Origin of the sequence: Williamsia deligens (genome assembly GCF_024171765.1) — a bacterium.
GTDB lineage: Bacteria > Actinomycetota > Actinomycetes > Mycobacteriales > Mycobacteriaceae > Williamsia_A > Williamsia_A deligens.
Map to the genome: position 1 here is coordinate 457500 of NZ_JAMTCI010000002.1, position 12987 is coordinate 470486.

Annotated in this window: 13 protein-coding genes; 2 read left to right on the forward strand and 11 right to left on the reverse strand. The window is 71.1% G+C overall.

What is annotated here, in order from left to right; genetic code table 11:
• Positions 1-25 precede the first annotated feature (25 nt).
• The 5 genes from LX14_RS16415 to rpsB form a co-directional block, all read right to left on the reverse strand.
• Positions 26-907: a phosphatidate cytidylyltransferase gene (locus LX14_RS16415; RefSeq protein ID WP_253648397.1), complete on the reverse strand. Its 882-nt coding sequence runs from the start codon at positions 905-907 to the stop codon at positions 26-28.
• On the reverse strand, positions 904-1461 hold the full coding sequence (frr, locus tag LX14_RS16420) for a ribosome recycling factor (RefSeq protein ID WP_253648398.1): 558 nt from the start codon (positions 1459-1461) through the stop codon (positions 904-906). Before frr ends, LX14_RS16415 begins: the two co-directional genes overlap by 4 nt.
• A 66-nt stretch (positions 1462-1527) precedes the next feature.
• Positions 1528-2280, reverse strand: a complete 753-nt coding sequence (gene pyrH, locus LX14_RS16425) for a UMP kinase (protein ID WP_253648399.1) — start codon at positions 2278-2280, stop codon at positions 1528-1530.
• A gap of 147 nt (positions 2281-2427) precedes the next feature.
• Entirely contained in the window at positions 2428-3252 is an 825-nt protein-coding gene (gene tsf, locus LX14_RS16430; protein ID WP_253648400.1) for a translation elongation factor Ts, read from the reverse strand.
• 88 nt (positions 3253-3340) lie between these two features.
• Complete coding sequence (rpsB, locus tag LX14_RS16435; protein ID WP_253648401.1) at positions 3341-4216, reverse strand: 30S ribosomal protein S2; 876 nt, start codon at positions 4214-4216, stop codon at positions 3341-3343.
• A gap of 287 nt (positions 4217-4503) precedes the next feature.
• Between rpsB and LX14_RS16440 the strand changes: the two genes are divergently transcribed.
• Positions 4504-5037 (forward strand): peptidoglycan DD-metalloendopeptidase family protein, encoded by a 534-nt coding sequence (locus LX14_RS16440; protein ID WP_253648402.1) that lies wholly within the window; start codon positions 4504-4506, stop codon positions 5035-5037.
• Between the two features lie 3 nt (positions 5038-5040).
• Here LX14_RS16440 and LX14_RS16445 read toward each other — a convergent pair whose 3' ends face one another.
• From LX14_RS16445 to LX14_RS16470, 6 genes are all read right to left on the reverse strand, one after another.
• Positions 5041-5979, reverse strand: a complete 939-nt coding sequence (locus LX14_RS16445) for a tyrosine recombinase XerC (protein ID WP_253648403.1) — start codon at positions 5977-5979, stop codon at positions 5041-5043.
• Between the two features lie 75 nt (positions 5980-6054).
• The gene (locus LX14_RS16450; protein WP_253648404.1) at positions 6055-6900 is read right to left on the reverse strand and encodes a siderophore-interacting protein; all 846 of its coding nucleotides are present in this window, start codon (positions 6898-6900) and stop codon (positions 6055-6057) included.
• Positions 6901-6969: 69 nt separating this feature from the next.
• Positions 6970-8175 (reverse strand): DNA-processing protein DprA, encoded by a 1206-nt coding sequence (dprA, locus tag LX14_RS16455; RefSeq protein WP_253648405.1) that lies wholly within the window; start codon positions 8173-8175, stop codon positions 6970-6972.
• Positions 8172-9692 (reverse strand): YifB family Mg chelatase-like AAA ATPase, encoded by a 1521-nt coding sequence (locus LX14_RS16460; RefSeq protein WP_253648406.1) that lies wholly within the window; start codon positions 9690-9692, stop codon positions 8172-8174. The genes dprA and LX14_RS16460 overlap by 4 nt, the downstream gene beginning before the upstream one ends.
• Before the next feature lie 16 nt (positions 9693-9708).
• The gene (locus tag LX14_RS16465; protein WP_253648407.1) at positions 9709-10086 is read right to left on the reverse strand and encodes a YraN family protein; all 378 of its coding nucleotides are present in this window, start codon (positions 10084-10086) and stop codon (positions 9709-9711) included.
• Between the two features lie 106 nt (positions 10087-10192).
• Positions 10193-11245 (reverse strand): alpha/beta hydrolase, encoded by a 1053-nt coding sequence (locus tag LX14_RS16470; protein ID WP_253648408.1) that lies wholly within the window; start codon positions 11243-11245, stop codon positions 10193-10195.
• A 312-nt stretch (positions 11246-11557) separates the two neighbouring features.
• Between LX14_RS16470 and LX14_RS16475 the strand changes: the two genes are divergently transcribed.
• Positions 11558-12985 (forward strand): condensation domain-containing protein, encoded by a 1428-nt coding sequence (locus LX14_RS16475; RefSeq protein WP_253648409.1) that lies wholly within the window; start codon positions 11558-11560, stop codon positions 12983-12985.
• Positions 12986-12987: the final 2 nt, after the last annotated feature.

The following is a 12987-nucleotide window of genomic DNA, read 5'->3' on the forward strand; positions in this document are numbered from 1 at the left end:
CCGGTGCCCGGGCGCGGCGGGCGCGTCACAGCAGGGCGCCGAGGATCGCCCAGACCACGAACGCGCTGGGCAGGATCGAGTCGAGACGGTCCATGATTCCGCCGTGGCCGGGCAGCAGCGTGCCCATGTCCTTGATACCGAGGTCGCGCTTGACCTGCGACTCGACGAGGTCGCCGAGGGTCGCGCAGATCACCAGCACCGGGCCGAGGGCCAGGCCGATCCACCAGTGCGCGTCGAGCAGGAACGTCACCAGGAGCACCGAGCCGACGGTGCCGAACACCAGCGACCCGCCCATCCCCTCCCAGGACTTCTTCGGACTGATCGCCGGCACCATCGGGTGCCGACCGAACAGCACACCGGCGGTGTAGCCGCCGACGTCGGAGCACACGACGACGATCATGAGGGTGAGCACACGCGCCCAGCCGTGATCCTGGGTGACCATGATGATGGCGAACGCCGCGAACAGCGGCAGCCAGGCGAGCACGAACACGGTGACCGCGAGATCGCGGAGGTAGTTGACCGGGGCCGTGGTCCGTCCGCTGCTCAGCAGCTTCCACACCATCGCCACCAGCACAGTCGCCGCGAAGGCGACCAATGCCCCGGTGGGTCCCCACGGCCACGCCGACCACATGATCGCCTGCCCACCGAGCATGAGCGGCGCCACGCCGACGGCGTAGCCACCGTCCCGGACGCGTTTCACGACCTCCCAGGTGGCGACCGCGATCGACACGGCGACGACCGGGATCCAGACGAGGGGGACGAACACCAGGACGAGGATGACGCCGACGCCGAGCGACCCACCGACCGCGATCGCCGCCGGCAGGTCACGACCCGCGCGGGACGTCTTCTGCGCCGCGGTTTCCTGCGTCTCCTCGGTCACCCGAGCGCCCTCGCTGTCGGTACTCACACCTCCAGCAGCTCGCTTTCCTTGTTCTTCACCAGCTCGTCGACCTGGGTGACGTACCCGGCGGTGGTCTTGTCGAGGTCCTTCTCCGCGCGGTTCACCTCGTCCTCGCCGGCCTCGCCGTCCTTCTGGATGCGCTTGAGCTCGTCGACGGCCTTGCGGCGCACGTTGCGGATGGAGATCTTCGCGTCCTCACCCTTGGACTTCACCTGCTTGACCAGTTCGCGGCGACGTTCCTCGGTCAGCTGCGGCACGGCGACACGGATTATCGACCCGTCGTTGGTGGGGTTCACGCCGAGATCGGAGTTGCGGATGGCGGTCTCGATGGCGTTCAGCGACGACGCCTCGTAGGGCTTGATGACCACGAGCCGCGCCTCCGGGGTGGAGATGGAGGACAGCTGCGTGATCGGGGTGGTCGCGCCGTAGTAGTCGATGACGATGCGGTTGAACATCGACGGGTTCGCGCGACCGGTGCGCACCGACCCCATGTCGTCGCGGGCGACGCCCACGGCCTTCTCCATCTTCTCCTCGGCGTCGAAGAGTGTCTCGTCGATCATGTTCTCGCCCTTCGTCGTCGTCGCTGATCTGTCGTCGCCGGCCGGTGGACGGCGGCGGGGTGACGATCAGATGACCAGTGTCCCGATCTTCTCACCCGCGACCGCGCGGGCGATGTTGCCCTCCTGCAGCAGGTTGAAGACGAGGATCGGCATCTTGTTGTCCATGCAGAGGCTGAAGGCCGTCGAGTCCGCCACCGCGAGGCCCTTCTCCAACACCTCGCGGTGACTGATCTCGCGGTAGAGGGTGGCGTCGGGGTCGGTCCGGGGGTCGGCGCTGTAGACCCCGTCGACCGCCTTCGCCATCAGCACCACCTCGGCCTTGATCTCCAACGCCCGCTGGGCGGCGGTCGTGTCGGTGGAGAAGTAGGGCATCCCCATCCCCGCACCGAAGATGACCACACGGCCCTTCTCGAGGTGCCGCTGCGCCCGCAACGGGATGTACGGTTCGGCGACCTGACCCATCGTGATGGCCGTCTGCACGCGGGTGACGATGCCCTGCTTCTCCAGGAAGTCCTGCAGCGCAAGGCAGTTCATCACCGTGCCGAGCATCCCCATGTAGTCCGAGCGGGACCGCTCCAGGCCGCGCTGCTGCAGCTCCGCGCCGCGGAAGAAGTTGCCGCCGCCGATGACGACGGCGACCTGCACCCCGGTGCGGACGACCTCGGCGATCTGCGCCGCGACCGTCGAGACGACGTCGGGATCGAGTCCGACCTTGCCGCCGCCGAACATCTCGCCACCCAGCTTCAGCACCACCCGGGAGAAGCCCGGTCGGGCCGGCGCGCCGGCCGGTCCGGTCGTTCCCGCAGAACCGTCGCTCACTCGTGCTCCTTCGCGGTGGTGGTCGGTCCGGGCGTCGCGCCGCGGTCCGCGGACAATCCTATGCGGTGCACTCACCCCGTCATGCCCCAGACGCGGACGAACCCCGGAGCACGGGGCTTCCGGGGTTCGTCGCTGGACTCGGCCGACTCAGGCCTGACCGACCTCGAAACGCGAGAAGCGGGTGATGGTGACACCGGCCTCGTCGAGCAGAGCCTTCACCGTCTTCTTCGAGTCCTGCACCGACGGCTGGTCGGTGAGGACGACGTCCTTGTAGAAGCCGTTGACGCGACCCTCGGTGATCTTGGCCAGGGCCTGCTCGGGCTTGCCCTCCTCGCGCGCGGTCTGCTCGGCGATGCGCCGCTCGTTCTCGACGATGTCGGCGGGCACCTCCTCGCGGGTGGCGTAGCGGGCCTTGAGCGCGGCGACCTGCATCGCGGCGCCGCGTGCGGCCTCCGCGGCGTCGGGACCGTCGCCGGTGTACTCGACGAGCACGCCCACGGCGGGGGGCAGATCCGACGCGCGCTTGTGCAGGTAGCTCGCGACCGAGCCCTCGTAGCGGACGACGCGACGCAGTTCGAGCTTCTCGCCGATCTTCGCCGAGAGTGCGGCCACGGCGTCGGCGACGGTCTGACCGTCGAGCTCGGCTGCGGACAACTCGTCGAGGTCAGAGGCCTTCGACGCCACCGCGGCGTCGACGATCTTGTCCGCGAGTTCCTGGAACTCGGCGTTCTTCGCGACGAAGTCGGTCTCGCTGTTGATCTCGACCATCACGCCGTCGCGTGCGGCGACGAGGCCTTCGGCGGTGGACCGCTCGGCGCGCTTGCCGACGTCCTTCGCGCCCTTGATGCGCAGCTCCTCGACCGCCTTGTCGAAGTCGCCGTCGTTGTTGGCCAGGGCGTTCTTGCAGTCCATCATCCCCGAGCCGGTCAGCTCACGGAGCCGCTTGACGTCGGCGGCGGTGTAGTTCGCCATGAGTGGCGAGCCTCCTTCTCGTGTGACGGGGACCGCCCCACCGGAGATCTCCGATGGGGCGGGCACCCGTGGGTGGTGTGTCGAGCTGTCAGGCCTGCGCGGTCGGCGCCTCGGTGGCGGCGGGAGCCGCTGTCGCCTCCGTGGCGGGGGCCGCGGTCGCCTCGGCCGCGGGGGCGTCGGTCGGTGCGGACGCCTGGGTCAGCAACTCCTGCTCCCACTCGGCCAGCGGTTCGCCGGCACCGGCCTCGGGCTTCGCGTCGGCGTCGGCCGACTGGCCGGCGCGTGCCTGGACACCCTCGGCGACGGCGGAGGCGACCACGCGGGTCAGCAGCGCCGCGCTGCGGATCGCGTCGTCGTTGCCCGGGATCGGGTAGTCGACGAGGTCGGGATCGCAGTTGGTGTCGAGGATCGCGATGACCGGGATGTTCAGCTTGCGCGCCTCGCCGACGGCGATGTGCTCCTTGTTGGTGTCCACGACCCAGATCGCGGACGGCACCCTGCCCATGTCGCGGATACCACCGAGGGTCCGGTCGAGCTTGGTCATCTCACGCGTCAGCATGAGGATTTCCTTCTTGGTGCGACCCTCGAAGCCACCGGTCTGCTCCATGGTCTCGAGCTCCTTCAGGCGCTGGAGGCGCTTGTGGACCGTCGAGAAGTTGGTGAGCATGCCGCCCAGCCAGCGCTGGTTGACGTAGGGCATGCCGACGCGGGTCGCCTCTCCGGCGATGGACTCCTGGGCCTGCTTCTTGGTGCCGACGAACAGGATGGTGCCGCCGTGGGCGACGGTCTCCTTGACGAACTCGTAGGCGCGATCGATGTAGGTCAGCGTCTGCTGCAGATCGATGATGTAGATGCCGTTGCGGTCGGTGAAGATGAACCGCTTCATCTTCGGGTTCCACCGTCGTGTCTGGTGGCCGAAGTGGGCGCCGCTGTCCAGCAGCTGCTTCATGGTGACGACAGCCATGTCGTTGTCTTCTCTCGTGTGCAGTTCGACGTCGGCCGCGGGGTGCGACCGACCCTGACGCCTGCTCCGGTCAGAACCCGGCGCTCCAGTGAGTTCCGGGACCGCCTGACCGGGGTGTGTGCGATGACCGAGCCCCTCTCGGGGTGCTCACCGTGTCCAGGCGTGCGAAGTCACCCCACCGCCAGGTGGAGTGCGTCGACCAGTCTAGACACCCGGCTCCGTCACCACGAAATCCGTCGACCCGCCGTGGGCTCCGGACGGAACCGTGGGTGCTGCCCCTGCGTCCGATGAGGGTGGAGACAACTCGGGGCGCCGCACTGCGACGGCCGGTCGCGCAGGTCCTCTGCGTCGTCGCGCTGGTCTCGGGTGGGGCGGGGTCCCCGGCGGATGCGGCGATCCCCGGTGGCTACGGCTGGCCGATGGACCCGAGACCGTCGGTGGTCCGCGTCTTCGACCCGCCCGCCCAGCGATGGCTCGCCGGACACCGCGGTGTCGATGTCGTGGGCTCCCCGATCGTGGTGTCCGCCGGGGCGGGCACGGTCCACTTCGCGGGATCCGTCGGCGGCAAACAGGTCGTCTCGGTTCTCCACGCCGACGGCATCCTCACCACGTACGAGCCCGTGGAGCCCTCGGTGAGGGTCGGGGACGTCGTCGCACGCGGGGATCCGCTCGGGACCCTGATGCCCGGTCACCCGGCGTGCGCGTCGACATGTCTGCACTGGGGTGCGCGCCGCGGGACCGGTTCCAGCGCGGTCTATCTCGATCCCCGTGCGCTCGTCGGCGCCGTGCGGGTCCGGCTGCTCCCCCTGCGCGACAGGTGACCCTCAGGCGCGGGGATGTGCCTGTCGGTGCACGGCGCGCAGACGTTCCACGCCGACATGGGTGTAGAGCTGTGTGGTCCCGAGCGAGGAGTGGCCGAGGAGTTCCTGGACCACCCGCAGGTCGGCGCCGCCCTCCAGCAGGTGCGTCGCCGCGGAATGGCGGAGGCCGTGCGGACCGATGTCCGGCGCACCGTCGACCGACGACACCGCCTCGTGCACAGTGCGACGCGCGGCGCGTTGGTCGAGCCGACCCCCGCGTGTGCCGAGGAGCAGCGCATCGCCGGATCGCTCGGTGGCCAGTGCGGGCCGGCCCCGCGTCCGCCACAGGTCGAGGGCCCGCGCGGCCGGTACGCCGAAGGGCACCCGCCGTTCCTTGTCGCCCTTGCCGACCACGCGCAGGACCCGCCGGTCGTCGTCGACGTCGCCGAGGTCGAGTCCGCACAACTCGCCGACCCGGATCCCGGTCGCGTAGAGCATCTCGACGACGAGGGCGTCGCGCAGCCGGACGGGGTCCCCGTCCGGGTCGGCGGTCGCAGATGCGGCCACCGATCTCGCCTGATCGGCCGACAACACAGCCGGCAGCGTCCGGTGGGCGCGCGGGGCGGTCAACCGCAACGACGGATCGGCGGCCAGCAGGCCCTCGCGAACGGCCCAGGCGCAGAACGTCTTCGCCGACGACACGTGACGGGCGATCGTCGTCCGCGCGGATCCGCGGCGGGCGGACTGCGCCAACCATGCCCGCAGGACGTCGAGGTCGATGTCCGCGACGGCGACAGCGCGCGACCCGGCGAAGGCGATGAGCGACCGCACGTCTGCGCAGTAGGCCCGGACCGTGTGGGCGCTGCTTCCCCGCTCGTGACGCAGGAAGGACTCGAACGCGGCGACGTGACCGGTGCCGTCCACGGACTCGCCGTCGACCGGCGACGCGTTCTGCGGATGCATCTGTTCACCCCACGTCGTCGACGGCGCGGCGGCAAGCCGACGCGCGGATCGTGATCGCAGTGATGCGCGCTCGTGTCAGGCGGTGGGGACAGGCTCCTCGGCCCGGCGCAGCTCGGCCTTCCACTGCCGGAAGCCCTCCTCGGTCCGGCCGCGTCGCCAGTACCCGGAGATAGACGCCCGGCGCGCGCTCACACCCCGCTCCTTGCGGATGTAGGGACGGAGGTGGTGCATGACCGCCTGCGCCTCACCGTGGATGAAGACCTGCGGTTCGCCGTCGAGCCAGGGCGCGGTACGGACGGCCTCGATGATCGGTGCCCGATCGCCTGCCACGGAGTCGTCGGCGACGTCGGAGCCGACGCCGCGGTGCACCCAGGTGATCGACGCGTCCGCGGCGGTCTCGAGTGCGATCTCGTCCTCGGGTCCGGCCACCTCGATGAAGGCCTGTGCGGTGGCGGTCGGGGGCAGCGCGGCCAGGGCGGCGGCCAGGGCGGGGAGACCGGCCTCGTCCGCGGCGAGCAGGTGCCAGGGCGCGTCGGGGTCGGGTCGGTACCCGCTGCCCGGTCCGAGGAACCGCACCGTCTCGCCCGGGACGGCGGATGCCGCCCACGGTCCGGCGACGCCGGCGTCGCCGTGGACGACGAAGTCGACCGCGATCTCCCCGGATGCCTCGTCGACCGAGCGGACGGTGTACGTCCGCAGCACCGGCTGCTCGTGCGGGGCGAACTCGGCCCGGATGCGGTCGAGGTCGAACGGTTCGGGGTAGGTGACGCCCGGTGCCCCGAAGATGATCTTGATGTAGGCGTCGGTGTCGCCGGTCGCCGCGAAGTCGGCGAAGCCGGGTCCGCCGAGGTGCACCCGCACCATGTGCGGGGTGATCCACTCGGTCCGGCGGACCTCCATGGTGTTCAGTCGCTTGCCCATGCCACGCAGCCTACACCCGAATTAGGCAAGCCTAACCAGATCTACCCATACCCGGCATGGACCGCCCTGTCAGAACAGACGCTGCGCGGATCCGCGGTCATCCCCACCGGCGCCACCTCTCCCGACCCGGCGAGACCGCGCCAGCGACCACCCGGAGCCCTGTGCCGCGACCAGTCCCAGCATGTCGAGCCGGGCGAGAGCACTGCGCGTCTCGGCGACGTCCACACCGGCGGACACGGCGATCTCGGCGACCGTGACCGATCCCGCGGCCGGGATCGCCTCCCGGACGCGGGCGACGACGGGGTCCAAGGCATCGGTCGTCGACCGTTCTCCGCCGACGTCGCCACCCCCGTCCGGTTCCGCGAGCCTCTCGACCGCATCGACGCCGTCGACCAGTTGGGCGTAGCCGTCGGCGATGAGACCGTGGCACCCCACCGACATCGCCGAGGTCGCCGGACCCGGGACCGCCCCGAGCGGCCGACCCGTGACACGGGCCCATGCCGCGGTGTTCTTGGCCCCGCTGCGCCGGCCGGCCTCGACCACGACGACCGCGCAGGACAGCGCGACGACCAGACGGTTGCGGGCCAGGAAGCGATGCCGGGCGGCTGTCGTCCCCGGCGCGTACTCGCTGACGACGGCGCCGGTCCGGGCGATCTCGGCCAGCAGCGCGGAGTGGCCTGCCGGATAGTCGACGTCGACACCGCAGGCCAGTACCGCGACGGTGCATCCGCCGCCGGCCAGGGCACGGCGATGCGCGGCACCGTCGATCCCGAAGGCACCCCCGGACACGACCGTCCGACCGTGGTCGACCAGTCCCCCGGCCACGGTCGCCGCCATCCTGGTCCCGTACGACGTGGCCGCACGCGACCCCACGACCGCGACAGCGCGGCCGCTGACGTCCGCGAGGTCCGCCGGACCGCGGACCCACAGAGCGAGCGGCGGTCCGCCCCTCGACGCGGTGTCCGCGGTGGCCAGGGCATGCAGTGCCCACCCCGGCCACTCGTCGTCGTCGGGGGTGACGAGCCGACCGCCCAGCTTCTCGACGAGCGTCAGATCGATATCGGCGCAATCGGTGTCGTGACGAGCCTCGGTCGGCCGCAGCACACCGCGGTGCGCGGCGGGGACGGTGCGCGTTCGGACCGCGTCCGCCGCCGCGGACGCCCCGATGTCGTCGACGAGGCGGGCCAGTGGGGCGCAGGGCGGCTCCGCGACCCGCGACAGGTACGCCCACGCGCGCAGCTCCCGGGTGTCCGCCCCGGACGGCGACGCGCTCACACCCGCTCGCGATCACGGAACATGAGCGCCTGCGCGACCTCGTCCTCGGTCGGCGTGACCCCGCCCCGCAGATCGCAGAGGGTCCACGCCAGGCGGAGGGCGCGATCGGCCCCTCGGGCCGTGACCCGGCCGTCGCGGAGGTAGATCCCGATCGGACGGGTGACGGTGGAGGGGAGGCCGAACCGGGTGCGCAGGGCGGACCCGGGCACCTCGGCGTTGGTCGACCACCCGTGGGCCGACCACCGTTCGCGGGCGGCGCCGCGCGCGGCGATCACCCGGGCGCGGATGACGGCACTGGACTCGCCGCCGTGGCCGGTCAGCGCGGCGGTACCCGGCGGGTCCATCCGGATCCGGATGTCGACGCGATCCATCAGCGGCCCCGACAGCTTGCCGAGATACCGGCGACGGACCTGCGACGAGCAGACACAGTCGACGTCCTGGGCCGGTGCACACGGACACGGGTTCGCCGCGAGAACGAGCAGGAACCGGGCCGGCAGGACCGCGACGCCGTCCCGTCGCCACACGCGGGTCTGACCGTCCTCGAGGGGTGTCCGCAGCGATTCCAACGCCTTGACCCCCATCTCGGCGCACTCGTCGAGGAAGAGGACACCCCGGTGCGCCCGCGAGACGGCACCCGGACGTGCCATCCCCGTCCCGCCACCGACGAGCGCCGTGTGGGACGTGGAGTGATGGGGCGCGATGAAGGGAGGCTCCACCAGCAGCGGCCCGCCCACCGGCAACGTGCCCGCCACCGAGTGGATGACGGTGGCCTCCAGCGCCTCGGACTCGGTCAGCGGCGGGAGGATCCCCGGCAGGCGGCGGGCGAGCATGGTCTTGCCGATGCCCGGGGGCCCGGCCATGAACACGTGGTGCGCCCCGGCGGCGGCGATCTCCAGGGCGCGGCGGGCCTCGTCCTGCCCGACCACGTCGGCCATGTCGACACCATCGGTCGCCGGCGGTGCCGGGGCGGGCGCGTGGGGGTCGACGGAGTCGAGCGCCCGGTTGCCCAGCAGCCACGCGATGACGTCACGCAGATGGTCGACGGCGCCGACCTCGACCCCGGGGACGAGGGCGGCCTCGGCGGCGTTGCCGCGAGGGACGACAACCCGCTGCACGCCGTCCTCCACCGCGGCCATGACCGACGGCAGCACACCGGCGACCGGCCGTACCCGCCCGTCGAGGGCGAGTTCCCCGAGGAACAGGCACTCGTCGAGGAGGGCTCCCGGGACCTGCTCGCCGGCCGCCAGCACGGCGACGGCGATGGCGAGGTCGAACGACGACCCGCTCTTGGGCATCGTCGCCGGCGACAGGCTCAGGACCACACGGCCGTCGGGCCATTTGCAGCCGCTGTTGCTCACCGCCGCACGGACCCTGTCCTTCGCCTCCCGCAGCGACGCGTCGGCGAGGCCCACCAGCGACGTCCCCGGGAGACCCTGGTTGACGAACGCCTCGATCTCGACGAGGCAGCCCGCCACGGCGATGACCGCCGCCGACCGCGCGCGCCCCAGACCGCTCACGCCCGACGCCCCGCGGTCACGAGATCCCCCGGATGTGGGTGACGGCGCAGGCATCGGTCCGCAGGTCGAGGCGGACCGCGACGATGTCGAACCGGATCGACGCCCAGCCGCGCTCCTGAGCCTCCAACCACAGGCACGCCAGTCGCCGCAGACGTCGGTACTTGGCGGTCGTCACCGCCTCGGCCGGTGCGCCGAACCCGTCCCCGGTGCGTGTCTTGACCTCGACGATCACCAGCGTCGGACCGTCTGTCGCGATGATGTCGAGTTCGCCGTGGCGACACCGCCAGTTGCGGTCCAGCACGACGAGTCCCGCCTGCCGGAGATGCTCCGTCGCGGCGTCCTCGCCGCGGCGGCCGATCAGTTGTCGGCTCGGTGGCCGTGCGCTCTGCTCCACGGACAGGACTGTGCCGGTCGGCTCCGGCAGGACGGTGCCGCATCAGGCCGACCCGGAGACGATCTGTGGACGCGGCCCGTCCTGTGGGCGATCGGGCCCGTGGGGGTCAGATGCCCAGTGCCCGGGCGAACAACGGCCACGACCGGTGCAGGCTGTCCTGCCAATACGGCCAGCTGTGGGTGCCCGCCAGTGGCAGCGAGAACGTCGCCGGGATGTCGAGGCGCTCCAACTTGGCCTTCAGCGCGACGGTGCACCGTCGGACGGAGCTCTCGATGACGGCGCCGACCCCGATACGCGAGACCAGCTCGGCCACGTTCCCGTCGATCCCGGGCCCGTCGATCCGGTCGTAGGGGCCCGGCGCGCCCGTGGCGGCGGAGACGTACAGGGCGGTGCCCCGCAGCTTCTCGGCGTTGACGTACGGGTCGTGTCGGGCCCATTCGGGGTCCCCGACCGGACCGTAGAGGTTGTCGGCGTTGCCGCCGCCGCGGGCGACGGTGAGACGCACGTAGGCCTCGCCCATGGGGTCGCTGGTCTGTGCGCATCCGCTGTAGGCCCCGACGGCCCGGTACAGGCCGGGTGCCGCGATGGCGAGCTGGAGCACCGAGGTCCCCGCCATCGAGATGCCGCCGAGGGCGTTGCGTCCGTTCCCACCGAACTCCGCGTCCATGACCGGGGGCAGTTCCCGGGTGAGGAAGGTCGTCCATTTCTGGTGTCCGAGCACGGGGTCGTCGCGCTCCCAGTCGGCGAAGTAACTGGCCTGGCCTCCGACGGGCACCACGACCGTCACGTTCTTGTCCGCGAAGAACGTGCGGATGTCGGTCTGGTCGAACCAGCTGCTGCCGTTGAGCCCACCCTGCGCGCCGTTGAGCAGATAGACGGTCGGGTGCGGAGTCGCGGGGTCGCGCGCAGGCAGCACGTCGATGGCCATGCGCTCGCGCATCGCGGGCGAGAACACGGACAGATGACGGACGCCGTCGCGTCCGGTCGCGTCCGCGACGATCGCGGGGACGGCTGAGGCAGAGTTCCCGGGAGCCGCCGCGGCCGGAGCCCCGACCGACAGGGCGATGATCGACGACACGGCGATCGCGAGGCAGGTCGCCACCGTGGTCCTGCGGCGCAGGCGTGCCGGCGCCGAGATGCGCGCCCGTCTCGTGTCCACCCTCGCCGCCTCGCTCCCCGTCGCGCGCCGCCCCGAGCGCGGTCGCGACCCTACCGGACCGTAACCGCCGTCACACACCATGTCCGACCTCTTCGTCGGGCGTCCAACGGAAGTTGCCGCCGCTCAGGTGTCCGTATTAGCGTGCCCTCGTGTGTGGGGGCGATCACGCCTCAACACCTGTTGTAGCACAGCGTGTCTCGACCCGGAATCCCGTCGCCGACCGCGACGCGACCGCGACCGGAGACCGCCGTGCACCAGGTGGCACGCCGCTGGGGGCCACAGGCGCTGGTGCGTCGGAGGGGATGGACGACCGTGATCGATTTCGGGCTGATCGACGAGTGGACGCCGGCACCGGGACGGGTGACCACCTGGAGCGCGACCCCGGCCGCGGTGACCGCCGCCTCCGCAGCTCCTCCGCACCCTGTCCCCGCGTCCTACCAGCAGCAGGCCTACCTGCGCGCGGCGCGGCGCAACGAGAACGCGGGGTTCCGTTTCTCGCGACTGTGCCTGATCTCGTTCGACATCGGAGGGCGCCTCGACGTCGACGCCATGACCCGCACCGTCAACGCGTTCATCCGTCGTCACGACACCTTCCTGAGCTGGTTCGACATCGACGACGACGACACCGTGACCCGCCATGTCATCGAACCCGACGGGGTCGAGCTGGCGCCGGTCGACCACGGCGACTTCGCGGACAGCGAGTCGATCCTGGCGCACGTGCAGACCACGACCCCCGGCCCGTTCCACTGGGACTGCTTCACCGTCGGGGTGATCGAGCACGAGAACGACTTCACGGTGTACTTCGCCGTCGACCACCTCAACTCCGACGGCGTCTCGCAGGCCCTGGCCTGCGTCGACCTGATCTCGCTGTACGGCAGCTCCGTCGGGGGCACCGAACCCGCCCTTGCGCCCGCCGGCAGCTACCTCGACTACTGCGTCCGTGAGCGGGACACCGGTGCGGCGCTCGACGCCTCGGACGAACGGGTCGCGCGGTGGCAGTCGCTGTTGTCGGCCAACGGGGGGTCACTCCCCCGGTTCCCGCTCGACCTCGGCGTCGCCGAGGAGGGCTACACCCGCAGCCGCATCCTGACGGTGCCCGTCCTCGACGGTCCGGCCGCCGACCGGGTCGACGCGGTGTGTCGCGCCAACGGCGCCGGGATGACCGCAGGCGTGCTGACCGTCGCGGGCATGGTCGCCCACGAGATCACCGGGTCGTCGCGCTACCTCGGCTTCACCCCCAAGAACACGCGCATGACGCCGGAGGAGTTCAACTCCGTCGGGTGGTTCACCAACCTCATCCCGGTGACGACGGACTTCGGTCCCGACAGCAGCTTCACCTCGCTCGTCGGACAGACGCAGCAGTCCTTCGACGCCGGCAAGGCGCTGTCGGAGGTGTCGCTGCACCGCGTCGTCGAACTCATCGGCGACGACGCCGGGATCGACGTCCCCGAGGGCTGGGTGGTGCCGATGGTCAGTTTCATCGACGTCCGCAAACTCCCGGGTGCCCAGATGTTCGACCACATCAACGGCGGCGTGTTCGGCAACCGCGGCTCGTCGGAGGAGGTCTACCTCTGGGTGAACCGCTTCCCCGAGTACACGGTCATGACGCTGCTCTACCCCGACACCGAGACGGCGGCGGCCTCGATCCAGCAGTACGTCGACCGGTTCACCGGGGTCTTCTCCTCCATCGCGACGACCGGAGACTACACACCGGCAGCCGTCTCACTCGCCGCACGCTGAGC